Origin of the sequence: Hyphomicrobium sp. CS1GBMeth3, assembly GCF_900117455.1 — a bacterium.
Lineage (GTDB): Bacteria > Pseudomonadota > Alphaproteobacteria > Rhizobiales > Hyphomicrobiaceae > Hyphomicrobium_C.
Window position 1 is genome coordinate 762,623 of the sequence record NZ_FPHO01000002.1, and the last position, 23,392, is coordinate 786,014.

Genomic DNA, 23,392 nt, shown 5'->3' on the forward strand with positions numbered 1-23,392 from the left:
GCGTCCGCGCCGATAACCTGCTTCAATGGCGCGCGAACGCAATCGAGGTGCCACACGCTGTGAGGACGCCATGTCCGAACGTTGGTCGACGCACGAGGTCCTGAACCAGCCACCGCCTTTCGAGAACGTGAATCTGTTCACGTCCGACACCGTGCTCAAGGAGACGGTTTTGCGCGAGGCGGGTGGCGAAGCCGGCGCAGAGCTGGCCGCCTTCGGCGCGCTATGCGGAAGCGCGGAGCGCCTCGAGCAGGGGCGCCTCGCCAATGCGTTCCCGCCGTGGCTCGAGACACACGACGCGCAGGGCCGGCACGCGGATCTCGTCCTCTATCACCCAGCATATCATGCCTGTATGGCGACGAGCATGGGAGCGGGGCTGCATGCGGCGCCGTGGGAGCATCTCGCGCGTCGCGGCACGGAGCCCAGCGTCGGGGCGTGCGTTGCGCGCGCGGCCGGCTTCTACATGGCCGCGCAAATGGAGCCCGGCCACTGCTGCCCGATCACCATGACGAATGCGGGCGTGCCGCTGCTGCTCAAGCGACCCGACCTGGCCAAGGACTGGCTGCCGAAGGTGCTTTCGCGCACTTACGATGCGCGTTTTGCGCCCCTGGATCAGAAACAGTCCGTCACCTTCGGCATGGGCATGACCGAGAAACAAGGCGGCACGGACGTGCGCGCGAACACCACGCGTGCCGAACCCGACGGTCCGGACGGCAGTTATATCCTCACGGGGCATAAATGGTTTCTCTCGGCGCCCATGTCGGATGCGTTCTTCGTTCTGGCGCAGGCCCCCGCCGGCCTCTCCTGCTTCTTCATGCCTCGCTTCCTGCCCGACGGGTCGGTCAACGCCGTCCATCTCATGCGGCTCAAGGACAAGCTCGGCAACCGCTCGAATGCGTCGTCCGAGGTCGAGCTTGACGGAGCCGTCGCGTGGCTCGTTGGCGACGAAGGCCGGGGCGTCGCGACAATCCTCGACATGGTGACGTGGACGCGGCTCGACTGCGCCCTCTCCTCGGCGGGGCTCATGCGATCGGCGCTGGCCCATGCCGTTCACCACGCGGAGGCGCGCCGCGTGTTCGGCAAGCCGCTCGCTGCGCACCCCTTGATGCGTCACGTGCTGGCGGATCTCGCGCTCGACGTGGAAGCCGCGACTGTGCTCGCGTTCCGGCTCGCGCGGACCTTCGCGGCCGCAGGCGACGCACTCTCCGCCGCGTGGCGCCGCCTCATGACGCCAGTCACGAAATACTGGGTTTGCAAGACCGCGCCGCAGTTCGCCTACGAGGCCATGGAGTGCCTCGGCGGCAACGGGTACACCGAGGCGTTCCCCCTCGCCCGCATCTATCGGGAATCGCCCGTCAACGCCATCTGGGAAGGCTCCGGGAACGTCATGGCGCTTGACGTGGTGCGCGTGCTGGGGCGCGAGCCGGAGGCGGCGCGCCTCGTGCTCGACGCTCTTGGCGAGGCCGGCAAGGGCGACGCGCGGGTTGCCGCCGCATATGCACGTCTCGTTGCCCTGCTGGACGATGCGTCTGCGCGGGAGCTGCACGCCCGCATGCTCACTGAGCAGCTCGCGCTCCTGGCCGCGGCCGTGCTGCTTTATGCGCACGCGCCGACGCCGGTCGCCGAGGCGTTCGCACGAACGCGGCTGGGGGGCGGACTAAGGTACACCTACGGTCAGGGTCTCGACCCGGCCGAGGCTGACGCCATTCTCGAGCGTGCGCGGCCCGTGCACTAAGGCCGGCGCGGCGGCGAAGCTGCAAACCGATGGGGATTCAAGCCGCTGACGTGGTGTGCGCGCGACATCCCGACAGAACCGCGTCGACGTCAGCGGCGGGAACCGGCTGGCTGAAATAGTAGCCCTGGACCTCGTCGCACCCGGCCGCCAGCGCTGTGTTGATCTGATCGAGCGTTTCGATGCCTTCAGCCACTGTCGTCATGCGCATCGTTTTTGCAAGGGCGGATACGGCGTTGATGATGGCAATGCAATCGAGACGCGATGACCCATCGAGGTCCCGGAAAAACGAGCGATCGATCTTGATCTTGTCGAAGGGGAAGCTGCGCAAGTAACTCAAAGATGCATAGGCGGTGCCAAAATCGTCGAGCGCGATGCTGACGCCGAGATCGCGCAGCCGGTGCAAGATCTCGTGCGTTCTAGCCTCGTCCCTGAGAAGGACGCCTTCGGTGATTTCCAGCTCGAGACGATGCGGCGCCAGCCCCGAGCCGTCGAGTGCCTTCTTCACGGCTTGTAACAGATCGCCCCGTTCGAACTGGACCGGAGAGAGATTGACCGTGACCCTCACGTCCTGCGGCCATTCCGCAGCTTTCCGGCACGCCTCCTCGAGCGCCCAAGCGCCCATCTCGACGATGATCCCCATCTCCTCGGCAATGAAGATGAAGTCGCTGGGCGAGATAAGGCCTTGCTCGGGATGATGCCAGCGCATCAACGCCTCGAAGCTCGTAACCTCGTTGCGCTTCGGATCGACAATCGGCTGATAGTAAAGCTCCAGCTGCCCACGCTTAAGAGCGCTCCTGAGGTCCGTCTCGAAGTGCTGCCGATGTTCCAGCTGGGGGGCCTGATCGGGTCGAAATACGCAATACCTGGCACGCCCCAACGACTTCGCCTGATAAAGCGCGTGATCGGCCCGTTGAATAATCCCGTCCGGGTCCGATCCATGTTGGGGCGCGATGGCGATACCTACGCTGGCGCCTACGCTCACGTTGTGGCCGAGGAGACGGTGCGGCTCGCTTACGATCTTGATCAAGCGGTTCGCCAACGTGCAGGCCTGAGCCTCGCTGGTGACGCCGGTTTGAATGATTGCGAATTCATCGCCGCCCAGCCGCGCTGCGAAATCCGCGCCGCGCAAAAGGCCTCGCAGCCGTCTCGCCACGCTCTTGAGCAGAGCGTCTCCAACTGGATGGCCAAGCGTGTCGTTGACCTCCTTGAACCGATCCAGATCGATCCAATGAACCGCAAACGGTTCATTCTTGCTCAAGCGATCGAGTCCCGCTTCCAGTTGCTCGCGGAAGTGGAAGCGGTTTGCAAGCTCCGTCAACGTATCGTGACGCGCGAGCCAGGATATCTGGTGCTCGGCCTTGCGCTTCTCCGTGACGTCCTCTTGGAGGTCGACCCATCCCCCGCACGGCAACGGCTGATTGGTGACAAGAATGGTGCGACCATCCTTCAACTGCCGCGTGCTAGTGAACGAATTCCCGCGCGCGAGCTCTGCGACGTGGCTCGCGATCCACTTCTGCTGTTTCGCGAGCTCCTCGGGGGCATCGCACCCCGTTTCTTTCCAGACGTGGTAACGGACGATGTCTGCGAAGTGCGTCCCAGCCTGGGTCAACGCTTCCGGCAGATCGAAGATCTCACGGTAGAGCGTGTTGCACACGATGAGCCGATGATCGGCATCAAACATCGAAAGGCCGCGCCCCATATTGTTCAGCGCGACGTCAAACCATTTTTCGAGCTGCCGCGTCTTTCCTTTTTTGCGGCGTCGGCCGTCGGTTGCGCCCTGGAGGGTGTGCAGGCTCAAGGTCGGCGTCGTGGTCAGGGCTTCATCGGTGAGTACGGACATTGCCCCGACGCCGTTTGCCGTCGAGGAATGTGCGGTTCTCGTTCCTTCCGATCCCCGTTTCATACATTCCCTCCCGCGTCTGGGAATTCTTATAGTTTGGGGATCCAGATTATGAGAATGCCCCATTAGGCAATCACCAATTGCTTCATAAAAATTTTATGCAATCGACCGCCTGACGGGCACCGGCGGTCCGATGGCTTGCTTTTTTGCCGTGCCGGAATTCGGACGTCGCGGATCGCTGACGTCGCGTGCCGGGCACGTTCCTACACTTGCGCTTATTCTCTGTGCACCGATCGCGGTGTGATGCCGTGACGCCCTAGTCGCGATGTTTCCATGCCACGACGCGTCCCGTCGCATTGCACCCCATCGCTTGAGATGTTTCTGTGACGCGACTTGGCTCCCCACGATCACAGAGCGGACAATCTTCGATGGGCGTATCTTCGGACGGTGAGGTTCCCTTTTTCGAAAGCGTGCTCGGGCGCATGAATGGATTTCTTTATCGGTGCCATGCCGACAAGGAATTCACGATGCTCGAGCTGACCTCGGGCTTCGAGCGTTGCTTCGGATTTCCCGCGGACGATATTCTGAGGAACAGCGTGCGCACCTTCGCGTCGCTCATCCATCCCGACGACTCGCTTGCCGTGGACGAAGCCGTCGTCAAAGGGCTCGAGCAGCGGCGGAACTGGACGATCAATTACCGCCTGCGGCACGCGGCGGGACATCACGTCTGGGTGCACGAGGACGGCGGCGGCGTATGGAACGATCAGGACGTGTTGATCTATCTAGAAGGCGCGGTGTTTGACATGAACAGCCTCTACTTCAGCCTGCAGTCGCAGTTCGCCGAGGCATAAAGCCGGACGCGATCGGGAGATCACGTCCGGCGGAGCTTTCCGATGCTTCGAGGTTCGAGCGAAGCGGGCGCTGCTTATTCGCAGGCCACCGAGAGGGTCGCACCGATGGCCGGGAAGAACTTCTTGCAGGTGCCGCTTTCGTCATCGTCTTTGGCGCCGGCCGCCGCCGTCGTGGCGTCGTCCACCGGCTGCTGAGCCTCTTCCTGCTGTGTCTCTTCCTGCCGGGCCTCCTGCAGCTGCGACTGCATCAGAGCCGAGCTGCCCGTCAGTCGCGATGCGTCCTCGGTCGTGGTCTCTGCAACGTCCTTCTCGGCAGGGGCGGCCGGCGGCGGCGTCTCAACCTTCTCGGCGGTCACCTTATTGGGTGCCGTCTTGGCTTTCTGAGGCGTGCTCTTCGCCACCTGCTGGCTCTTCGCAGGGCTCGGCTTGGCGGGCGCCGCCTTACGCGCGACGGTCGCCTTCTTCTGCTGCTGCGGCCGCTTGGCGTGCATCGGCTTCTTGTTCACCTGGGTGTTCACCACCTCCGGCGTGTAGTTGCACGAGATGCAGGCTTGCGCGGCTGTTCCGAGGAACGAGAGGGCGCCAAACAGGAAAGCGGCGGTTGTCAAAATGGTCCGGGTCACGTTCGTCTCCCACGTGCGACTTATGCCTAAGGCCTACTGCCTTGATCCCCTGAGACCGATAGTACGTGCAGAGATAGCATAGTTCTGTTCCGCCCGGAACAAACCGGGGGCAGACATAGAAAATACGAAAAAAGGCCGGCTCGCGGGAGCCGGCCTTTTCAAAATTCTCAAGCTTCCAGAGCGGATTAGCGCGAGTAGAACTCGACCACCAGGTTCGGCTCCATGGTCACCGGATAGGGCACGTCCGACAGAGCCGGGACGCGGGTCAGCTTGGCGCTGAGCTTGTTCTGGTCGACATCGAGGTAATCCGGGATGTCGCGCTCGGCGCTTTTCAGGGCCTCGAGAACCAGCGGAAGCTGGCGGGCCTTCTCACGCACCTCGACCACGTCGTTGATACGCAGACGGTAGCTCGGAATGGTCACGCGGCGACCGTTCACCGTCACGTGGCCGTGCGAGACGAACTGGCGGGCAGCGAACACGGTCGGCACGAACTTGGCGCGGTAGATGAGCGCGTCGAGACGGCGCTCCAGCAGGCCGATCAGGTGCTCGGAGGTCGAGCCCTTGGCGCGGCTGGCCTCTACGTAGAGGCGGTGGAACTGACGCTCGGACAGATTTGCGTAGTAGCCCTTGAGCTTCTGCTTGGCGCGGAGCTGCTGGCCGAAGTCCGACAGCTTCGAGACGCGGCGCTCGCCGTGCTGGCCGGGACGGCTCTGGCGCTTGTTGAGCGGGCTCTTCGGGCGGCCCCAGACGTTTTCGCTGAGGCGGCGGTCGATCTTGTGCTTAGCGCGGATGCGCTTGGTCATGGTAACGGCACTCCAAGAGTTGCTTATGCTTGTTTCGGGGACTAACCGTGCCGTCGAGGCGAGCGCGCTCGCGTCTTCGACGATCAGGACCCGGGTTTGGAGCGCCCCCTCCTCTGCCCTGCCCTTGCGGACGGGACCGACAGGCCAACCCAGGTTTCCGGGCGTGCCGCGGGTGCGCAAATGGAACGCGGGCCTCGTCTCGCCGTGCTTCTTGCCGGAAAACCGCGTTGCACTTTTCCGGAAGCACGGGCTTGGCCCGCGAAGCGCTTCCTTTAGTCGAGGCGGCGGGCGCCGTCAATGGCACCCGTTAACCAGCCCTGCGGACTGGCCCTCTCAGGCCATCGGAACTCTTATTTCGGCTCGACAGTCCCGGTGGCTGCCGGGCTGGCCGCGCCGCGCTCGTTGGAGGCAAGGGCCGGGCCAGTCTTCACATAGGCCGCGATCAAATCGCGAACCTTCTGCTTCTGCTCCTCGGTGCAGGACTGCTGCGGTGCCTGCTTCTCGTCAACGACGACCTCCTTGTCGCCGTCCTTCTCGACCAGCTTGATCTTGCCGGTGAGCAGCATGACGGTCGTGAGGTGCAGCTGATTGATGTAGAGTTCCTGCTGATCGCTCCACTTCTTCTTCTCGATCTCGCGGCGCATCAGCGAGCGATGGTTCATGGTCTGCTCTTCGGGCAGGTTGCAGGCCTGGGCGTGGGCCGAGAGCCGCCCGACGCGGACAACTTCGCGCGCAATGTCGAGGGGCACCAGCGCCTGGTCGGGCTTCTGCTTGTCGACCATGATCACCGTGCCGTCCTTTTTCGAATACTGCGCCGGCGTCAGCGTCCAGGCGTATTCCATGATGACCTGAACGGACCGTTCGCTAAGCTCACCTTCGGCTGCGGAGCCCACCGATGCCCAGGCCATCACGCCCCCCAGCATGGCTGCACAGACACATGCTCGTTTTGCCATGATCATTCGTGTCATTGCCCCTGCCTGCGCTCCTGTTTCTGATTATGTTCGCCACGAGCCTACGCTCGGTCGCCGCCGGGCGCTTCTCAAGCTTAGTTTGTGGGCATCGCTCAGCTCAAAACCTGGCAAGATCATGGCGACCTATGTGGACGACTTCCGGCCTGCCCCTTTGCCATGGGCGAGCGTGGCAACAATACCACGAAGGGTTCGCACCTCCTGCCGGGTGAGGGTCATGCGCGTAAACATAGTCCTCAAGTTTTGGACCACAGAAGGGCGTTTCTCGATCGGTTTGAAGAAACCGAGACGTTCGAGCTCGGATTCGAGGTGATCGAAAAATCCGAACAGGTCTTCCTTGTTCGCCAAAGCGTCCCCGTCAAGATTGAGACCGCTCGTAACCGGGCTCTCGTAAGTAGTTACGCGGCCAAGCGTTCCTTTGCCGCTTTCCCGCATCCACGTGTAGCCCAGCAACAGCACCGCCTGGGCAAGGTTAAGGGAGGCGAAGCGCGAGTTAACCGGAATCAGGATCAAGGCGTCGGCGTTCGCGATCTCGCTGGTCTCGAGGCCGTTGCGCTCGCGCCCAAAGAGGATACCGCAGCGCACACCGCGCGCGATGCGCTGGCTCAGCTCGGAAATTGCCTCCTCCGGCGTCAGGACTGGCTTCTTCAGCGGGCGCTGACGGGCGGTCGTGGCGACGACGTACGTAAGATCCCCGAGCGCGGCGTCGAGGGACGGATAGGCGGCCGCGTCGTCGATGACGAAGTTGGCGCCGGAGGCCGCGATCCTCGCCTTCTCGTTGGGCCAGCCGTCGCGCGGGGCCACGAGGCGCAGGTCGTCAAGCCCGAAGTTGGCCATGGCGCGCGCCACCATGCCGATGTTGTCGGCAAGCTGGGGCTCGACCAGGATCACGGACGGCGTTTCCCCCGGCGGGGCGGCAGCCTCGCCCGCGATGTGGGCGCGGCGGATGCCGTGGCGCAGCTTGCGCAATACGCGACGCGCCCAGAACCAATAGTTCTCGCCCGACCAGGTCTTTTCCAGCGCGGCGAGCGCCGGGGTGGATATGGTCTCCGTGCCCTGGCCCAGCAGGCGCACGGCGCCGTCGCCGACCACGATCTCGCGATGGCGCGCGATGAAGTCGTCGAGCGACGCGATGCCCTGCACCTCCGTGCGGCGCTTGCAACCGGGGCAGGTCGCGGCGTCGGATTCGCAGCGCAGCTCCGCGCAATAGGTCAGGATGCGGTCGAGAGCGGCGCGGTCGATGGCGGCGGCGCCGACGGCGGCAAGCCCCTCGTCGATTGTCTTCTCGTGGCAGGCGTGCACGAGCCTGGCCACCGGCATGCCGGTGCCGGCGACGACGGGCACGCGTGTGCCCGCCTGATCGGCGATCTCGACGTCTCGGGTGGGTGTGGTCACGGCGGACATGGGCCACGCCTTAGCACTGTTGCCAGCCGATGTCCCAGGCCCCTCGCAGGACACGTGGCGTCGGGTTAACTCTACCGCCACACTCGGCAAATTTGAGCGTCTGGTGCGTTAGGCTTGCGTGGACGAAACGTCTAAGGAGTACAGCATGCAGCAGCGCGATGTCCCCCCACCCGCCTCGGACGCCGCGGCTGTCGTCACGTTCTGGCGGCAAGCCGGGCCGGACCGCTGGTTCGCCAAGGATGAAGCCTTCGACAGGCGATTTCGCGCGCATTGCCTGGACTTGCACGAGGCTGCGGCACGCGGAGAGCTTACGTCCTGGCTCGCCGAGCCGGAAAGCGCGCTCGCCCTCGTGCTGCTGCTCGACCAGTTTCCACGCAACTGTTTCCGGGACACGCCGCGCATGTTCGCGACGGACGCGGCAGCCCGCGCGGCTGCGACAACGGCCATCGCGGCGGGCCACGACCGGACGGTCGATCCCGAGCTGCGCGCCTTTTTCTACCTGCCGTTCGAGCATTCCGAGGATCTCGCCGATCAGGAGCGTTCCGTCGCTCTGGCGCAACCGCTCAGCGAGGAATACCGCTCGTATGCCGAGTTGCATCGCGACATCATCCGGCGCTTCGGGCGCTTCCCCCACCGCAACGCCATCCTTGGCAGAGAAACGACGCCAGAGGAGCTGCGTTTCCTCGATGACGGCGGCTTCGCCGGATGACACTGTCCTTCCTCCCTTGGTAGGGCCATCTGCCGCCGGTGCTTGTTGCAGCGCACGCGCGCGGATAAGGTTCGGGCAACTTTCATCCCACCCGAAGGCGCTTTCATGCAGAAGATCAAGGTGACCGGCACTGTCGTCGAGCTCGACGGCGATGAGATGACTCACATCATCTGGAAGCTCATCAAGGACAAGCTGATCCACCCCTATCTCGATATCGATCTCGAGTACTACGACCTCGGCATTGAAAGCCGCGACAAGACCAACGACCAGATCACCGTCGACGCGGCCAACGCCATCAAGAAGCACGGCGTCGGCGTCAAGTGCGCGACCATCACACCCGACGAAGCGCGCGTCAAAGAGTTCGATCTCAAGGAGATGTGGAAGAGCCCCAACGGCACCATCCGCAACATCCTGGGCGGCGTGATTTTTCGTGAGCCCATCATCGCCAAGAACGTGCCGAGGCTCGTGCCGGGCTGGACGCAGCCGATCGTGATCGGCCGCCATGCCTACGGCGACCAGTACCGCGCCACCGACTTCAAATTCCCCGGCAAGGGCCGCCTCACGATCCGCTTCGAGGGCGAGGACGGCAACGTCATCGAGCGCGAGGTGTTCAAGGCGCCGGATGCGGGCGTGGCGCTCGCCATGTACAATCTCGACGAGAGCATCCGCGAGTTCGCGCGCGCGTCCCTCAATTACGGGCTCAACCGCGGCTTCCCCGTCTACCTCTCGACCAAGAACACCATCCTCAAGGCCTACGACGGGCGCTTCAAGGATCTCTTCCAGGAGGTGTTCGATGCCGAGTTCAAGGACGACTTCGCGAAGAAGAAGATCACCTACGAGCATCGCCTGATCGACGACATGGTGGCCTCTGCGCTCAAATGGAGCGGCGGCTACGTTTGGGCGTGCAAGAACTACGACGGCGACGTGCAGTCCGATACGGTTGCGCAGGGCTTCGGCTCGCTCGGTCTCATGACCAGCGTGCTGATGACGCCGGACGGCAAGACGGTTGAGGCGGAAGCCGCGCACGGCACGGTAACGCGCCATTACCGCGAGCATCAGAAGGGTAAGGAAACCTCGACCAACTCGATCGCGTCGATCTTCGCGTGGTCGCGCGGGCTCGCGCACCGGGCCAAGCTCGACGACAACGCGGAGCTGGCGCGCTTTGCGAGCACGCTCGAGACGGTGTGCGTCGATACCGTCGAATCCGGTTTCATGACCAAGGATCTGGCATTGCTCGTCGGCCCTGACCAGAAGTGGCTGTCGACGACGGGCTTCCTCGACAAGATCGACACCAACCTCAAGGCAGCGATGGCGAAGGCGTAACGGCCAAAAATAGTCTGACGCCGAACTCTAGCGCGGGAGATGCCAATGCCGAGCCGCGAGGATTTACTTCGCTACTTGTGGACCGATATCATAGATGTTCACGGTCGCGACGAGGGGCTGGACAACCTGATCGCCAACTGCGCGCGCGATCCAAACGCAGCCTTCAGCGACGCGGGGCCAGCGGTCGAGAGACTTCTTGCCGCCGGCGCATCCCGACGCGATCTTTGCGTTGTTCTGCGCTCTACAGCCTACGACGCGGTTTTCGGCACTCTCTACGCGCTCGACGATCCAGGCGTCGCCGATGGCGAAAGCGTGCTCATGCTGCATGAAGAGCTGTTGACGGCAGATCCAAGCGGACGCGAAGGCAGGCCGGATTCGCAGGCCACTTAGAACGCAACTAAACGGAACGGGCAAATATTCTACGAGGCCTTTCGATTGCCGGATTGATGTTCTCCGCGATCTCAGTCCTGATGCTGCACGGAGACTGATGTGCGCTTCCTTCGTTTCCTCTTTACCGGTCTTGGCTTGATCACCTCGACTCGCGCGCTCGCGGGTCCGGGAGATCCACCGGCCTATGCGGCCGCGTTCGACAAGGCGTTCGAGCCTGGATTCGCCGTTACGACGCGCGATGCCTACAAGGGTGAGACGCGCGTCGAGACGGTGCCGTTCAAGATCGTCGAAGCGGGATCGGTCAAGCTGCCGAGTGGGGCGATCTGCGCCGCCGACCCGTTCATCGCGTTGACCGACGCCAAGCCCTTCGCGCAGCGTACGCCGACCGGCACATTTCCGGTTCGGCTTGCGGTCGCGGATTTTCCATCCGGCGGCGTGCGCGTCGCATTCGCCCGCGTCGATTTCACGTCGCGCCCCATCGCACGCTGGTCGATGGCCGTGGTCGAGGGGCAGGATATCGCGACGCTGAAGCCAAACGAGATGTTCGGCTATGGGGTCGACGCCGGTACGGGATCGTTCTTCGATCCTGTCGCGGGCAAGGAAGCCGCCAAGCTCCTCGATGCCAATCCCGACGCGTGGGAAGACTGGCAAACCGAGGGCGAAGCGAACGGGCCGAAGCTGATCGGGCCCTATTCCTTCCTGCTCGATCTCAAGCTCGGCGACGCCAACGCCATCATGTTCCATAGCGGCTGGGGCGACGGCTTCTACGCGTCCTGGTTCGGCTACGATGCGGACGGAAATGTCGCAGCGCTGGTGACGGACTTCCAGACCATTAACTGGGAGACGGCCACCTGGTAGGGGCGCGCGACGGTCCGCGGCCTTTCGATCGCCGGATTCGTCGGCTCCGTTCGGCTCCACGACGCCCAGCCGCTGGAGAGCCTGTTTTGCGATTTGGACGTTTCCTGCTTGCCGCCGTGGCGCTGTTCGCCGTCGGCGTCTTCCTCTTCAACACAAACCTCCTTGCGCCAGCGGCGGGCGGGCGACCGACCTTGCTCGCCCATCGCGGGCTCGCCCAAACGTTCCCGCCCGAGGGCATCGAGAACGATACCTGCACGGCGACGCGCATCCGCACGCCGGAGCACGAGTTCCTGGAGAATACCATTGCCTCGATGCGGGGGGCGTTCGCCGCCGGCGCGGACATCGTCGAATTCGACGTGCATCCGACCAGCGACGGGCATTTCGCCGTGTTCCACGACTGGACGCTCGACTGCCGCACCAACGGCCGCGGTGTCACGCGCGAAAAATCGCTCGCGGAGCTCAAGGCCCTCGACATCGGCTATGGGTATACGTCGGACGGCGGGGTGACCTTTCCGTTCCGCGGCACGGGCGTCGGGCTCATGCCCTCTCTCGACGAGGTGCTCGAAGCGTTTCCCGACAAGCGCTTTCTGATCAACGTCAAAAGTCGGGACGCCGACGAAGGACGCAAGCTCGCAGCACGCCTTGGGCAACTATCAGACGATCAGCGCGCGCGGCTCGCCGTCTATGGCGGTAACGAGCCGGTCAAAGCTCTGCGAACTGCTTTGCCCGACGTTCGCGCCATGAGCCGCGAGAGCTTCAAGAGCTGTCTCCTGACCTACATCGGCGTTGGGTGGACGAGCGTTGTTCCTGCGGCTTGCCACAACACGGTGCTGCTCGTGCCCGTCAATTACGCCTGGGCCCTTTGGGGATGGCCAAATCGCTTCGTCGCGCGCATGCGAGAGGCGGGCACAGAGGTTTACGTGATAGGGCCGTACACGGGCGGCGACTTCACGACCGGCGTCGATACGGCTGTGGACGTGGCACAGCTGCCGAGCGGCTACAGCGGCGGCATCTGGACCAACCGCATTCACGCCATCGCGCCGCTCGTCGCCGGGAGCCGCTAGCTCGCGCGGTCTAGTTCAGCGAGATGCCGGCCGGCGGCGCGTCCTCATCGGCATCCGAGAGGAGCTGGGCGTGCACGAGGCGCGCATAGGCTCCGCCGCGCGCCAACAGCTCAGCGTGCGTGCCGCTCTCGATCAGCGCGCCTTGCTCCATGACGCAGATCACGTCGGCGTTCTGCACCGTCGACAGGCGGTGCGCGATGACGATCGTCGTGCGCTCGCGTGTGAACTCGGCGAGCGCCTGCTGCACGAGACGCTCGGAATGGGTGTCGAGCGCGCTCGTTGCCTCGTCGAGCAGCAGGATCGGCGCATTTCTGAGAATGGCCGACGCCAGCGCGAGCCGCTGGCGCTGCCCGCCCGAGATCCTGACGCCGCGGTCGCCGATCACGGTGTCGTAACCCTGCGGCTGGGCAAGGATGAACTCGTGAGCCGCCGCCGCCTTGGCCGCCGCCACGATCTCGTCCTCGCTGGCGCCGAGGCGGCCCAGCGCGATGTTGGCGCGGATGGTGTCGTCGAACAGCGTCACGTCCTGGCTGACGAGCGCGATCTGTCCGCGCAGCGACCCTAAGGTCACCTCGCGGATGTCCTGGCCGTCGACGCGGATAGCGCCGTCGGTGACGTCGAAGAGGCGCGGCACGAGATTGACGATGGTCGACTTGCCGGCGCCGGAGCGGCCGACCAAGGCCACCGTCTGCCCGCCCTTGACCTCGAGGTTGAAATCGGTGATCGCCGGGATGCTCTCGTCGCCGTAGTGGAACGAGACGTGATCGAAGCTCACGGCGCCCTGGCTGATCGCGAGCGGCTTGGCGCCGGGCCGATCGGTGATCGTGGGCTTCTCGTCGAGCAACCCATAGATGCTTTCGAGCGCCGCCAGCGCTTCCTGGATGCGAGCCGTGAGGCCGCCGACGGCACGCAACGGCTGCGCCGCCATCAACAGCGCGGCGGTAAGCCCCATGAAGTCGCCCACCGTGGCCGCGCCACTCGAAATGCGCCAATAGGCGACCCAGATGACGCCGGCAACGGCCGCGCCGCCCAGTGCCTCGAGCAGGGATTCGAGGCGGGCCTTCACCGCGACGCCCTTGAGTCGCAGCCGGTAGACCTCCTCGAAGCTGCGGCTCATGCGATCGCCGGCATACTCCTCGAGGCGGAATGTCTTGATCAGGCGCGTGGCGCCGAGCTTCTCCGTCAGCAACGACGTCATGCCGCCGAGTTCGGCCTGCGTGCGCGTCGAGTTGCGGCGGACGCGGCGGGCGATGGTCGCGATCGGCAGGATGGCGAACGGATAGACGCCGAGCACGACGAGCGAGATCATCCAGTCCAGGTAAAGCATGGAGCCGACCAGCGCCACGACCGAGAGCGTGTCGCGCATCAGCGAGTTCATCGAGGCGAGCGTCGCCTGCTGGATGAACTGGATATCGTTGGTCAGCTTCGACATCAGCCGGCCCGGCGTGTCACGCGTCAGGCGGGCGTAATCGGAGCCGATCAGGTGGTCGAAGGTGGTGCGCTGCATGTCGGCCGTGAGCCGGAGCACGATACGCTGCGTCGCCACCGTCTGCAGGTAGAGAAAGACGCTGCGAGCGAGCGTGATGGTAATGATGGCCACAAGCACCCACGGGAGCCATGAGACATCGCCTTCAAGCAGGCTGTCGAACGAGAACTTGATGACCATCGGATAGGCGCCGGTCGCGAGCGCAAGCGCGCCGGTCAGCGCCAGGGCGACCAGAAGCTCCCGCCAGCGCGGCCAGATCCATTCCGAAAGGAAACGCCCCAGCAAACGGCGGGAGGCGGCGTCGAGGGCCTTCTTTTCCGGCCGCGCGCGCCGCGGCTCGCTAGCCGCCTTGTCCCCTGCACTCGACATTCCCGCGCCCCCTCGATCCGTCCGCTCGCTTATTCTATGGTCTTTTGTGGCTGTAAACGGACGCTCGTGATCAGGGCCCTAGGCGCTGACCGTCGGGCTGGCGATGTCGGGCTCGAGCAATCGGTGCATGTGCACGATGAAATAGCGCACGGTGGCGTTGTCGACGGACTTTTGCGCCGCCGCTTTCCAGGCCGCGAACGCCTCCGCGTAATTGGGGTAAATACCGACGATATCGAGCTCTTTGAGGTTGCGGAACTCGATGCCGTCCAGGTCGCGGAGCTCCCCGCCGAAAACAAGGTGCAATAGCTGCTTGGGGGCCATCTCGCGCTCACTCATCCTTAGTGTCCTCGCCGTCTCTTCGGCTCCCACGGAGCCCATGTCCATCTTCCTGCCCCAGACTGGGGAGCGGTTCAAGGTGGCGGGGCGCTGCAGCCCCTCGCGTTCACCCAGCAAATCCGGGGCCAAGGGCGTCCGGCGGCCGCCTTCGCTCATCAAGCGTTAAGCAAGCTTCTTAAGGAGATCTCCAACTTACCGTGGCATGCTTCTGGGATAGCCGCTCAGCGGCAGCTCGGAAGTCGACAGGGACGACCATAGGACCGGCGCGGGCAAGGGGGAAACCTTTCCGCGCCGAAGTCATATCCGGCGGTCGCGGCATCTCGCTCGGGACCAGGTCGCGCCTAAAGCAATAACCACGGCGCCATGAGGAGCATCAGCGCAACTACCCACAGCGCGATGCTCTCGAAGTTGGGTTTCGTCATTTTCACCTTCCCTTGCCAAGAAGGACTCTGACGGCTTGCGCGTGTAAAGCTTATCGGGATGCCCGGCTTATTTGAAGCGTTATTGGGCGCTAATCCTGTTCCATTGCGCATCGATTTGCCCAAAGCGTTGGCAACACGCCTCTCTACCGCCCGCTGTTCGCGATTGCCGCCACACGCCTGCTTCGGTAGAAAACAATCAAAATCATAAATCCAAAAAGATCCTGATGAGCCAGAACCCTTATTCCATCGGCCTCGATAAAAACCCGGCAAACTATCAGCCGCTGACGCCTATCGGCTTCCTCGAGCGAGCGGCGAAGGTCTACCCTCAGCATACGGCCATCATCCATGGCCGGCAGCGGGCGAGCTATGCCGAGTTCTATGCGCGCAGCCGGCGCCTCGCCTCGTTCCTGGCGAGCCGCAGCATTCGGCCGGGCGATACCGTGTCGGTGATGCTCCCCAATACGCCGGCTATGCTGGAGGCGCACTACGGCGTGCCGATGACCGGCGCGGTGCTGCACTGTCTGAACACGCGTCTCGACGCTCCTATTCTGGCCTTCCAGCTCGACCACGCCGATACCAAGGTGCTGATTGTCGACCGCGAGTTCTCCGGCCTGATGAAACAGGCGCTGGCTCTCGCCAAGGTGCGCCCGCTCATCGTCGACTACGACGATCTCGAATTCCCGCAGCGCGGCGAGCCTCTTTCGGGCATCGACTACGAGGACGTACTGGCGCAAGGCGATCCCGAATTCCGCTGGCGCCGTCCCGATGACGAGTGGGAGGCGATCAGCCTCAACTACACTTCCGGCACCACGGGCAATCCCAAGGGCGTCGTGTACCACCACCGCGGCGCGACGCTGATGTGCTACGCGAACATGCACGCCACGGGCATGACGCGGTTTCCCGTCTACCTGTGGACGCTGCCGATGTTCCACTGCAACGGCTGGTGCTTCCCGTGGACGCTGTCGCTGGTTGTCGGCACGCACGTCTGCCTCCGCTGGGTGCGCGCCAAGGCCATGTACGACGCCATCGTCGAGCACAAGGTGACGAACCTTTCGGGCGCGCCGATCGTCATGGCGACGCTGCTTAACGCCAAGGATGACGAGCGCCGCGAGATCACGCACCGGGTCGCGTTTAACCACGCGGCGGCGCCTCCGCCGGAGCAAGTGCTGGCGCGCATGAGCGAAGCCGGCTTCGAGCTGACGCATCTCTACGGCCTGACCGAGACCTATGGCCCCGCGACGCTCAACGAATGGCACAGCGTCTGGGACGCGCTGCCCGATGACGAACGCGTCGGCAAGCGGGCACGCCAGGGTGTGCGCTATGCCGCCCTCGAGGGTCTCACCGTCATGGACCCGACGACGATGCAACAAGTGCCGGCCGACGGTGAGACGCTTGGGGAGGTCATGTTCCGCGGCAACATCGTCATGAAGGGCTACCTCAAGAACGCCGAGGCGACGGCGGAAGCCTTCGCCGGCGGCTGGTTCCACTCCGGCGACCTCGGCGTGCTGCATCCCGACGGCTACATCCAACTCAAGGACCGCTCGAAGGACATCATCATCTCGGGTGGCGAGAACATCTCCTCGATCGAGGTCGAGGACGTGCTCTACAAGCATCCGGCGGTGGCGGTCGCGGCCGTCGTTGCGAAGCCGGACGAGAGGTGGGGCGAGACGCCGTGCGCCTTCGTCGAGTTGAAGCCCGGCACGACTGCGTCCGAGGAAGAGATCATCGCCTGGTGCCGCCAACACCTCGCCCACTTCAAGACGCCGCGCGCTGTGGTGTTCGCCGAGGTGCCGAAGACCTCGACCGGCAAGATCCAGAAATTCAAGCTGCGCGAGCTGGCCAAAAGCGCGTGACGTGCGCGAGCAGCCCGATCAGTCGTTTTTCGGAAGCAGACATCCAGAAATGAAAACGGCCGCTGCTGCGGCCGGCAATCTATGGGATTTGGGGTTGGATCTGCGTCCCCTGAGCTGCGATAGCAGCCGCGGGGGCGGCTGCGCTCGCAGCTCCGCGGAAGACGTCAGTGTCGTGTGGCGGTTTCGAGTTTGTAGATTTCGTCCTTGAGCTTCAGTTTTTCTTGCTTAAGCCGGCGGATCGCTAGGTCGTCCGAACCGGGTCTTGCCGTCTCCTCTTCAATCCGACGCTCGAGTTGCCGGTGCTTCTCTGAGAGTTCCTGAAGATGAGCCGAAAGCGCCATCCTGACCTCCTATAGAGAGTTGAAGACGGAGTCATTGTCACAGATTTGCAACGGGCTGTCCATCGGCGCGCGGACGAAGGGCGCAAGTTTTCGATCTGACCCACAGCGTTAACGGCATGCTAAGCATCAGTTTATGCAAGAATTTTTTCGTTAACGTGGCCCGACTTGCTTGCCTCGCCAAGAAAATGCGACGATAGTCCGGCCTGCTCGGCAGGAAAGCATTTACCGTTGCAGTGACCCGGGCCTGCGGCTTTCAAAGAGAGCGACATGCAACGCCAGAATGACAGGGAGCTTCGGGAGGAGCTGGTCAAGCTTCGCGCCGAGCACCGTCAGTTGGACGACGAGATCCTCGCCCTCGAATCGGCTGGGACGGCCGACCAGCTCACGATCCGCCGACTGAAGAAACGGAAGCTCGCCCTCAAGGATCAGATCACGACCATCGAGGATCAGCTTCTGCCGGATATTATAGCGTAGCATGCCTCCGGCGTGACTTTGCCTCGCACGCCTTCGACGTGACTTTGCCTCGCACGCCTTCGACGTGACAGCCGGTCCAGATTGCCGTTGAAACTCCGGCCCATGACTCCGGCCTACGAGTGGCGTCGCCCCGGCCGAAAACCTATCTAAGTTGCATGTCTGCTTCCGGACTGGACCAGTGGCTCTACCCGACAGAGCGCGGGCTCTACTGCGAGCCGGCGGGTGCCTACATCGACCCTGCCCGCGCTGTGCCGCGCGCCATCATCACCCACGGCCATAGCGACCATGCGCGCCCCGGGCACGGCGCCGTGCTGGCGACGCCCGAGACCAACGCGGTGATGAAGCTCAGGCTCGGAGAAGATGGTGCCGGGCGCTTCGAGGACGCCGTGACAGGGCACACGCTTTCGATCAACGGCGTGTCGGTGCGGCTGGTGCCGGCGGGGCATATTCTCGGGTCGGCGCAGGTGGTGCTGGAGTGGAACGGGCAGCGTGCGGTGGTCTCAGGCGACTACAAGCGCAGCGCCGACCCCACCTGCGCTGCGTTCGAGCCCATCGCGTGCGATGTGTTCGTGACGGAAGCAACGTTTGCCCTCCCCGTCTTCCGGCACGAGCCCGCCGTGCGCGAGGTGGCGCGGCTGCTCGCCTCCCTTCGGCGCAACCCCAATCGCGCGCATCTCGTGGGGGCCTACGGGCTCGGCAAGTGTCAGCGCATCATCCGTCTGGCGCGCGACGCCGGCTATGATGCGCCGATCTATCTGCACGGGGCCATGATGGCCATGACGGAGCTCTATCAGGAGCTCGGCGTCGATCTCGGAGACATCCGGCTGGTGCCGGACGTGAAACCCGCCGAGTTCGCGGGCGCGCTCGTGCTGTGTCCGCCGTCTGCCGTGACCGACCGCTGGTCGCGGCGTTTCCCGGACCCGGTCACCGCGTTCGCGTCGGGGTGGATGCGCATCAAGGGTCGCGTGCGCCAAAGCGGCGTCGAGCTGCCGCTCGTGGTTTCGGATCACGCCGACTGGCCGGAGCTGATCGCGACCGTGCTCGAGACCGGCGCCGAGGATGTCTGGGTCACGCACGGGCGCGACGACGCTCTCGTCTATGAGCTGTCGCGGCGTGGGCTCAAGGCGCGCGCGCTGGCACTCGTCGGCTTCGAGGACGAGGGGGAATAGCGTGGAGGCATTCGCCCTTTTGCTCGACACCCTGTCCACGACGCCGTCGCGCAACGGTAAGCTGTCGCTGCTCACCGACTATTTTCGCACGGCGCCGGACCCCGATCGCGGCTTCGCGCTCGCGGCGCTGACCGACGGCCTCTTCCCGCGCCTACCGCTGCGGCGCAGCCTCACGTCGCTGCTCGAGACGCGCGTCGACCCCGTGCTCTATACGCTCTCGCGCGACTACGTGGGCGATACTGCCGAGACTGTCGCTCTCATGTGGCCTGAGCCCGAGCTTCGCGAGCCGGCGCCGCAGCTCGCCGAGACGGTGGCGATGCTTGCGACCGCCGAGCCCAGCGAGGTGGCGCCACGCCTCGGGCATCTGCTCGACCGGCTCGACGTGCGCGGCCGGTGGGCGCTTCTGAAACTCGTCGGCGGTGCGCTGCGCGTCGGCGTGTCGGCGCGTCTCGCCAAGACCGCCCTCGCCGACATGAGCGGGCACGACGTGGCCGACATCGAGGAGGTCTGGCACGCGCTCACGCCGCCCTACCTCGACCTTTTCCAGTGGCTCGACGGCAAGGGGCCACGCCCCGATGCAGCCGGCAAGCCCGTGTTCCGGCCCTTGATGCTGGCGCACGCCATCGAGGAGCAGGACTGGACCGGCTTCGATCCCGCTGACTTCGCCGCCGAGTGGAAGTGGGACGGCATCCGCGTGCAGATCGCGGCGCACGGCGCGCACGTGCGCATCTTCTCACGCACGGGCGACGACATCTCGCGCACGTTCCCGGACGTCGTCGCCGCCTTCGACGGCCGCGACGTGCTGCTCGACGGCGAGCTATTGGTCGCTCGCCGCGGCGTCGTGGCGCCGTTCAACGATCTGCAGCAGCGCCTCAACCGCAAGGTCGTGACGGGGCGCATGCTGCGCGAGCATCCAGCGCATGTTCGCCTCTACGACATCCTGATCGCCGGTGGCGAAGACCTGCGCGACCTCACGTTTCGCGAGCGTCGTGTGCGTCTCGAGACTTGGCACGCCGCGCATACGCCGCCGCTCACCGACGTCAGCCCGCTGGTGCCGTTCGCAACGCGCGACGAGCTCGATGCGCTGTGGACCGGCGCCCGCCAGGAGGGTATCGAGGGGCTGATGCTCAAGCGCTGGTCGAGCCCCTACCTCTCGGGACGGCCGCGCGGGCATTGGTTCAAGTGGAAGCGCGCGGCGCTGACACTCGACTGCGTTCTGATGTACGCCCAGCGCGGCTCCGGCAAGCGCTCGTCCTTTTATTCAGATTACACGTTCGGTGTGTGGCGTGAGATCGAGCAGCCGACGCTCGAAGGGCCACGCGGCGATATCTTCCCGGGCCATGAGCTGGTGCCGGTTGGCAAGGCCTACTCGGGTATGACGGACGCCGAGCTCCTCGAAATCGACCGCTTCGTGCGCACGCACACGGTCGATCAGTTCGGCCCCGTGCGCGCGGTCGAGCCGCGGCTCGTGCTCGAGATCGCGTTCGATGCGATCTTCTCCTCGACGCGGCACAAATCCGGGCTTGCCATGCGCTTCCCGCGCATTCATCGCATTCGCTGGGACAAGCCTCCGCAAGAGGCCGACAGGCTCGAAGCCGCACGGCGCCTCATAAGCGGAGCGGCGGCGTCCGACGCCCTTGCCTCGAATAACGGCTAACGCGCCTCACGCCAGCTCGGCAACTCTCCGTCCTTGCAGGGTGGCAGAAGTGCTGTTCCGCATTCCGAAACGCCGATCTGAGACGTATTACACGTAAGTAATCCACAGTTTAAAACGCGCAACTCGAGATCGACATGATGCTGAGCTTCCTCGGCAATTCGGCAGATGGCAACAATGTGCGCCGCTATACACGTTCCCTAAGATATTGAAGCACCGTCGGCTAGGCGCTCAATTGGATGGCCTTGCCAAAAGAGAAGGGTAGCTCTCATGCCACGCAATGAAATGCTTGCCGCTGCTCTCACAAAACTGGCTCATGCGATCGAAGTGAGCTCGTCCGCCCCTGTCATCGGTATGCAAGTTATAGCTTCGAACGATGGCACTAGTCGCAATGTCACCGGCGTTTCGATCAATGTGACCGCCGGGCCAGGATCCGGCAGCGTAACTGGAATGAGCGTTTCGGTCACTTCAGGACAAAACACGCTTGAGAAAAACCTCATTCGGGAACTTCTCGAGGCGGCCACCGCTGTGCGCGAAGGAAAAGCTGCCAAGTCTTGGATCGACTCCCTACTCTTACGCGTCAGAGATTTGGGAAACAGGGCGCTAGACAGTGCAGTGGAAGGGGCGGCAGCGGCGGCTACTGCCATCTTCATTGGAGCTTAGATTGTGCTGTTCATCCGCAGGCTAGCTTGCGGATGTGTACTTGATCTGCGCGGCAGCTCGCCGAAGCATTGGCCGTTCTCACGCACGACGCGCGCGAGCTGCATTCTCGCTTACCAGCGACTGGCAGGCGACCTTGAGCCATCGCGCCGTAGCTACGTTGCGTTTTGCACATCGATGGGTCGACGGTTTGGGCCTCGCGTCCGCCATTCCCGCCAGGCCTGAAGCAATATTTGAGTGGCGGAGTTCACGAAGAGCGCCGCCATGATGCCGGCAACGATGAGATCCGGCCATGCGGAAGCGGTAGCCCATACGCCCACAGCAGCAAGCATGACGGCGACGTTGCCGACGGCATCGTTGCGCGAGCACAGCCAGACCGAGCGGACATTGGCGTCGCCATCCTTGTAGCGCATCAGGAGAACGACGCTTGCGAGGTTCGCAGCAAGAGCCAGAAAACCGATGGCTCCCATGACCTCGGCTCGCGGTAGGCCGAGGATCAAGACGTGATAGATCGTGCTGCCGAAGACGAACACTCCCATCAGAAGCAGACTGATGCCCTTGGCCAACGCAGCAGCCGACCTCAATGCCAGCGTGCGGCCGATCACCGCCACACTGATACCGTAAGTCAGAGTGTCGCCCAGGAAATCCAGAGCATCGGCCTGCAGTGCCTGGGAGCCCGCCATCTGGCCGGCCGCCATTTCGACAACGAACATGCTCGCGTTTAGGGCGATAACAGCCCACAGCACGCGGATATACGCGGGATCCATGCCGTCAAACGTCGGCGTCCCGCAACACCCGCATGAGACCGAGCCGCTGCCGTCGCCCGATGGTGCAATTTTGCTGCTCATCCTCCAGATATAGAAGCTCTAGCGACTAGAGGAGCAAGTGGGCGAATGAGGACAGAAATTCCCATCGGGGGTCTGGCGCGAGCGACCGGCGTCAAGGTCCCCACCATTCGCTATTACGAGAGCATCGGGTTGCTGTCGGAGCCGCCGCGGAGTGAGGGCAATCGGCGCCTTTATGATGCTTCCGCCCTGGAGCGGCTACGGCTCATTCGCCATGCGCGAGAACTCGGCTTCGAGGTTGATGCGATACGCGAATTGCTGGCTTTGGCCGAGCAGCCTCAGCGTTCCTGCGCCAAGGTCGACGCCTTGGCGCGCGAGCACCTTGCAGCGGTCAGCGCACGCATCGCGCGCCTGACCGCGCTCAAGGCCGAGCTTGAAACGATGATCCGCTCCTGCGCGAAAGGGCGGATCGCCCAATGCCACATCCTCGAAGCATTGGCGAGCAGCCCGCCCTCTCGCTCATGATCATAACCCCTTCCGGAACCGCGATCGGCCGTCCGGACTCATCTCAGCCCGCGGCCGTGCACTTGGTCTCGCACGGCACCTCATCGCGCTTGTCGACGGTTCCTCGCATCGGCGACAGCACCTCGCGGAAGCATTTGCCGTTCTCGCGCACGACACGCACGAGCTGGGTCTTGCTCACGAGGTTCTGGCAGACGACCTCGAGGCCCTGCGCGACCCGCACGCTGCGCGGTCCGGCCACCGTATCGGCGCGCGCCGCACCGATCAGGAGGTCGATGATCCCAGATGGCGGCGGCGCCTCGCCTGGCTTCTGAAGCTGGTTGTAGGCGATCCACTCGTAGGTCGCCTTGCCGTCGTCGGTCGAGACCTTGAGCGAAATGTCGCCGGTCTCCTCGCAGGCGCCGGCGTCGATCTTCGTGCCTTCGGCGGTCGACAGCGCCTTGTATTCGATCGGGCAGTCGATGTTGCGCTCCCAGATCTCGTATTGCGCAAGGCGGTGCGAGACCTGCGTAAAGGGAACCTTGTACTGCCAGGCGTGGTACGCCGTGATGGCCGTCGGAACGGCGCCCACGATGGTCACCCCCAGGGCTGCGGTTTTGAGAAGCGAAACGACGCGGCCCGCGGGGCCATGATGCTCGTTGCCCAGAGCTCTGTCTGTCATCGGTGTTCCCTCGAATTGTCATTGCCTCGGACGTCGCCATGTCCCCGCGGCTCGTTTACGGATTGAGACTGTGCCGCGTCATGCCACACCCCGTC

At 64.0% G+C, this 23,392-nt stretch carries 23 protein-coding genes; 13 read left to right on the forward strand and 10 right to left on the reverse strand.

Annotated elements, in window-relative coordinates; all coding sequences use genetic code 11:
- Nucleotides 1–70: 70 nt before the first annotated feature.
- A complete protein-coding gene (locus CS1GBM3_RS03655; RefSeq protein ID WP_072391537.1) occupies nucleotides 71–1,732 on the forward strand; it encodes an isovaleryl-CoA dehydrogenase in 1,662 nt (553 codons plus the stop codon).
- A gap of 37 nt (nucleotides 1,733–1,769) precedes the next feature.
- Here CS1GBM3_RS03655 and CS1GBM3_RS03660 read toward each other — a convergent pair whose 3' ends face one another.
- Nucleotides 1,770–3,572, reverse strand: a complete 1,803-nt coding sequence (locus tag CS1GBM3_RS03660; RefSeq protein WP_072391540.1) for a putative bifunctional diguanylate cyclase/phosphodiesterase — start codon at nucleotides 3,570–3,572, stop codon at nucleotides 1,770–1,772.
- A 428-nt stretch (nucleotides 3,573–4,000) separates the two neighbouring features.
- Between CS1GBM3_RS03660 and CS1GBM3_RS03665 the strand changes: the two genes are divergently transcribed.
- Nucleotides 4,001–4,423 (forward strand): PAS domain-containing protein, encoded by a 423-nt coding sequence (locus tag CS1GBM3_RS03665; protein ID WP_072391543.1) that lies wholly within the window; start codon nucleotides 4,001–4,003, stop codon nucleotides 4,421–4,423.
- Nucleotides 4,424–4,497: 74 nt separating this feature from the next.
- On the opposite strand, the gene CS1GBM3_RS03670 is transcribed toward CS1GBM3_RS03665, so the two are convergent.
- The 4 genes from CS1GBM3_RS03670 to CS1GBM3_RS03685 all read right to left on the reverse strand — a co-directional run bounded on the left by CS1GBM3_RS03670 (nucleotide 4,498) and on the right by CS1GBM3_RS03685 (nucleotide 8,221).
- Nucleotides 4,498–5,046 (reverse strand): hypothetical protein, encoded by a 549-nt coding sequence (locus tag CS1GBM3_RS03670; RefSeq protein WP_072391546.1) that lies wholly within the window; start codon nucleotides 5,044–5,046, stop codon nucleotides 4,498–4,500.
- Nucleotides 5,047–5,231: 185 nt separating this feature from the next.
- Nucleotides 5,232–5,849 carry a 30S ribosomal protein S4 gene (gene rpsD, locus CS1GBM3_RS03675; RefSeq protein ID WP_072391549.1) on the reverse strand — a complete coding sequence of 206 codons (618 nt, stop codon included), beginning with the start codon at nucleotides 5,847–5,849 and terminating at the stop codon, nucleotides 5,232–5,234.
- A gap of 350 nt (nucleotides 5,850–6,199) precedes the next feature.
- A complete protein-coding gene (locus CS1GBM3_RS03680; RefSeq protein ID WP_244534543.1) occupies nucleotides 6,200–6,757 on the reverse strand; it encodes a hypothetical protein in 558 nt (185 codons plus the stop codon).
- A 186-nt stretch (nucleotides 6,758–6,943) separates the two neighbouring features.
- Nucleotides 6,944–8,221 carry an RNA methyltransferase gene (locus CS1GBM3_RS03685; RefSeq protein ID WP_072391552.1) on the reverse strand — a complete coding sequence of 426 codons (1,278 nt, stop codon included), beginning with the start codon at nucleotides 8,219–8,221 and terminating at the stop codon, nucleotides 6,944–6,946.
- Nucleotides 8,222–8,366: 145 nt separating this feature from the next.
- On the opposite strand from CS1GBM3_RS03685, the gene CS1GBM3_RS03690 reads away from it, so the two are divergent.
- From CS1GBM3_RS03690 to CS1GBM3_RS03710, 5 genes are all read left to right on the forward strand, one after another.
- Nucleotides 8,367–8,930, forward strand: coding sequence for a DUF924 family protein (locus CS1GBM3_RS03690; RefSeq protein WP_072391555.1), 564 nt, complete (start codon nucleotides 8,367–8,369; stop codon nucleotides 8,928–8,930).
- Between the two features lie 105 nt (nucleotides 8,931–9,035).
- Nucleotides 9,036–10,253: an NADP-dependent isocitrate dehydrogenase gene (locus CS1GBM3_RS03695; protein WP_072391558.1), complete on the forward strand. Its 1,218-nt coding sequence runs from the start codon at nucleotides 9,036–9,038 to the stop codon at nucleotides 10,251–10,253.
- Between the two features lie 45 nt (nucleotides 10,254–10,298).
- Nucleotides 10,299–10,643: a hypothetical protein gene (locus CS1GBM3_RS03700; RefSeq protein WP_072391560.1), complete on the forward strand. Its 345-nt coding sequence runs from the start codon at nucleotides 10,299–10,301 to the stop codon at nucleotides 10,641–10,643.
- A 99-nt stretch (nucleotides 10,644–10,742) separates the two neighbouring features.
- Nucleotides 10,743–11,501: a DUF4241 domain-containing protein gene (locus CS1GBM3_RS03705; protein WP_072391563.1), complete on the forward strand. Its 759-nt coding sequence runs from the start codon at nucleotides 10,743–10,745 to the stop codon at nucleotides 11,499–11,501.
- A gap of 86 nt (nucleotides 11,502–11,587) precedes the next feature.
- Nucleotides 11,588–12,565, forward strand: a complete 978-nt coding sequence (locus CS1GBM3_RS03710; RefSeq protein ID WP_072391566.1) for a glycerophosphodiester phosphodiesterase family protein — start codon at nucleotides 11,588–11,590, stop codon at nucleotides 12,563–12,565.
- Nucleotides 12,566–12,575: 10 nt separating this feature from the next.
- Here CS1GBM3_RS03710 and CS1GBM3_RS03715 read toward each other — a convergent pair whose 3' ends face one another.
- Both CS1GBM3_RS03715 and CS1GBM3_RS03720 read right to left on the reverse strand, forming a co-directional pair.
- Complete coding sequence (locus tag CS1GBM3_RS03715) at nucleotides 12,576–14,420, reverse strand: ABC transporter ATP-binding protein (RefSeq protein WP_083567024.1); 1,845 nt, start codon at nucleotides 14,418–14,420, stop codon at nucleotides 12,576–12,578.
- Between the two features lie 78 nt (nucleotides 14,421–14,498).
- Nucleotides 14,499–14,756, reverse strand: a complete 258-nt coding sequence (locus CS1GBM3_RS03720; protein WP_072393605.1) for a DUF4170 domain-containing protein — start codon at nucleotides 14,754–14,756, stop codon at nucleotides 14,499–14,501.
- Between the two features lie 646 nt (nucleotides 14,757–15,402).
- Here CS1GBM3_RS03720 and CS1GBM3_RS03725 point away from each other — a divergent pair.
- Complete coding sequence (locus CS1GBM3_RS03725) at nucleotides 15,403–17,031, forward strand: acyl-CoA synthetase (protein ID WP_072391569.1); 1,629 nt, start codon at nucleotides 15,403–15,405, stop codon at nucleotides 17,029–17,031.
- Nucleotides 17,032–17,195: 164 nt separating this feature from the next.
- Here the strand turns inward: CS1GBM3_RS03725 and CS1GBM3_RS03730 are convergent, their stop codons facing one another.
- Nucleotides 17,196–17,372, reverse strand: a complete 177-nt coding sequence (locus tag CS1GBM3_RS03730) for a YdcH family protein (protein ID WP_072391572.1) — start codon at nucleotides 17,370–17,372, stop codon at nucleotides 17,196–17,198.
- 267 nt (nucleotides 17,373–17,639) lie between these two features.
- Here CS1GBM3_RS03730 and CS1GBM3_RS03735 point away from each other — a divergent pair, with 267 nt between their 5' ends.
- The 4 genes from CS1GBM3_RS03735 to CS1GBM3_RS19440 all read left to right on the forward strand — a co-directional run bounded on the left by CS1GBM3_RS03735 (nucleotide 17,640) and on the right by CS1GBM3_RS19440 (nucleotide 21,332).
- On the forward strand, nucleotides 17,640–17,846 hold the full coding sequence (locus CS1GBM3_RS03735; protein ID WP_072391575.1) for a YdcH family protein: 207 nt from the start codon (nucleotides 17,640–17,642) through the stop codon (nucleotides 17,844–17,846).
- 155 nt (nucleotides 17,847–18,001) lie between these two features.
- Nucleotides 18,002–19,015, forward strand: coding sequence for a ligase-associated DNA damage response exonuclease (locus CS1GBM3_RS03740; RefSeq protein ID WP_072391579.1), 1,014 nt, complete (start codon nucleotides 18,002–18,004; stop codon nucleotides 19,013–19,015).
- Between the two features lies 1 nt (nucleotide 19,016).
- A complete protein-coding gene (locus tag CS1GBM3_RS03745) occupies nucleotides 19,017–20,672 on the forward strand; it encodes a cisplatin damage response ATP-dependent DNA ligase (RefSeq protein ID WP_072391582.1) in 1,656 nt (551 codons plus the stop codon).
- Between the two features lie 267 nt (nucleotides 20,673–20,939).
- On the forward strand, nucleotides 20,940–21,332 hold the full coding sequence (locus tag CS1GBM3_RS19440; protein ID WP_139247777.1) for a hypothetical protein: 393 nt from the start codon (nucleotides 20,940–20,942) through the stop codon (nucleotides 21,330–21,332).
- Between the two features lie 152 nt (nucleotides 21,333–21,484).
- On the opposite strand, the gene CS1GBM3_RS03750 is transcribed toward CS1GBM3_RS19440, so the two are convergent.
- Nucleotides 21,485–22,177, reverse strand: a complete 693-nt coding sequence (locus CS1GBM3_RS03750) for a cation efflux transmembrane domain-containing protein (protein ID WP_072391585.1) — start codon at nucleotides 22,175–22,177, stop codon at nucleotides 21,485–21,487.
- 45 nt (nucleotides 22,178–22,222) lie between these two features.
- Here CS1GBM3_RS03750 and CS1GBM3_RS03755 point away from each other — a divergent pair, with 45 nt between their 5' ends.
- Entirely contained in the window at nucleotides 22,223–22,639 is a 417-nt protein-coding gene (locus CS1GBM3_RS03755; RefSeq protein ID WP_072391588.1) for a MerR family transcriptional regulator, read from the forward strand.
- Nucleotides 22,640–22,682: 43 nt separating this feature from the next.
- Here the strand turns inward: CS1GBM3_RS03755 and CS1GBM3_RS03760 are convergent, their stop codons facing one another.
- On the reverse strand, nucleotides 22,683–23,297 hold the full coding sequence (locus CS1GBM3_RS03760; RefSeq protein ID WP_072391590.1) for a hypothetical protein: 615 nt from the start codon (nucleotides 23,295–23,297) through the stop codon (nucleotides 22,683–22,685).
- Nucleotides 23,298–23,392 lie beyond the last annotated feature (95 nt).

What these genes read in the sequence shown, in the direction of transcription:
- CS1GBM3_RS03655 (WP_072391537.1), top strand. Translation starts at nt 71, where the DNA reads ATGTCCGAACGTTGGTCGACGCACGAGGTCCTGAACCAGCCACCGCCT.
- CS1GBM3_RS03660 (WP_072391540.1), bottom strand. Translation starts at nt 3,572, where the DNA reads ATGTCCGTACTCACCGATGAAGCCCTGACCACGACGCCGACCTTGAGC.
- CS1GBM3_RS03665 (WP_072391543.1), top strand. Translation starts at nt 4,001, where the DNA reads ATGGGCGTATCTTCGGACGGTGAGGTTCCCTTTTTCGAAAGCGTGCTC.
- rpsD (WP_072391549.1), bottom strand. Translation starts at nt 5,849, where the DNA reads ATGACCAAGCGCATCCGCGCTAAGCACAAGATCGACCGCCGCCTCAGC.
- CS1GBM3_RS03680 (WP_244534543.1), bottom strand. Translation starts at nt 6,757, where the DNA reads ATGGCCTGGGCATCGGTGGGCTCCGCAGCCGAAGGTGAGCTTAGCGAA.
- CS1GBM3_RS03685 (WP_072391552.1), bottom strand. Translation starts at nt 8,221, where the DNA reads ATGTCCGCCGTGACCACACCCACCCGAGACGTCGAGATCGCCGATCAG.
- CS1GBM3_RS03690 (WP_072391555.1), top strand. Translation starts at nt 8,367, where the DNA reads ATGCAGCAGCGCGATGTCCCCCCACCCGCCTCGGACGCCGCGGCTGTC.
- CS1GBM3_RS03695 (WP_072391558.1), top strand. Translation starts at nt 9,036, where the DNA reads ATGCAGAAGATCAAGGTGACCGGCACTGTCGTCGAGCTCGACGGCGAT.
- CS1GBM3_RS03700 (WP_072391560.1), top strand. Translation starts at nt 10,299, where the DNA reads ATGCCGAGCCGCGAGGATTTACTTCGCTACTTGTGGACCGATATCATA.
- CS1GBM3_RS03715 (WP_083567024.1), bottom strand. Translation starts at nt 14,420, where the DNA reads ATGTCGAGTGCAGGGGACAAGGCGGCTAGCGAGCCGCGGCGCGCGCGG.
- CS1GBM3_RS03720 (WP_072393605.1), bottom strand. Translation starts at nt 14,756, where the DNA reads ATGAGTGAGCGCGAGATGGCCCCCAAGCAGCTATTGCACCTTGTTTTC.
- CS1GBM3_RS03725 (WP_072391569.1), top strand. Translation starts at nt 15,403, where the DNA reads ATGAGCCAGAACCCTTATTCCATCGGCCTCGATAAAAACCCGGCAAAC.
- CS1GBM3_RS03730 (WP_072391572.1), bottom strand. Translation starts at nt 17,372, where the DNA reads ATGGCGCTTTCGGCTCATCTTCAGGAACTCTCAGAGAAGCACCGGCAA.
- CS1GBM3_RS03735 (WP_072391575.1), top strand. Translation starts at nt 17,640, where the DNA reads ATGCAACGCCAGAATGACAGGGAGCTTCGGGAGGAGCTGGTCAAGCTT.
- CS1GBM3_RS03740 (WP_072391579.1), top strand. Translation starts at nt 18,002, where the DNA reads ATGTCTGCTTCCGGACTGGACCAGTGGCTCTACCCGACAGAGCGCGGG.
- CS1GBM3_RS19440 (WP_139247777.1), top strand. Translation starts at nt 20,940, where the DNA reads ATGCCACGCAATGAAATGCTTGCCGCTGCTCTCACAAAACTGGCTCAT.
- CS1GBM3_RS03750 (WP_072391585.1), bottom strand. Translation starts at nt 22,177, where the DNA reads ATGAGCAGCAAAATTGCACCATCGGGCGACGGCAGCGGCTCGGTCTCA.
- CS1GBM3_RS03755 (WP_072391588.1), top strand. Translation starts at nt 22,223, where the DNA reads ATGAGGACAGAAATTCCCATCGGGGGTCTGGCGCGAGCGACCGGCGTC.
- CS1GBM3_RS03760 (WP_072391590.1), bottom strand. Translation starts at nt 23,297, where the DNA reads ATGACAGACAGAGCTCTGGGCAACGAGCATCATGGCCCCGCGGGCCGC.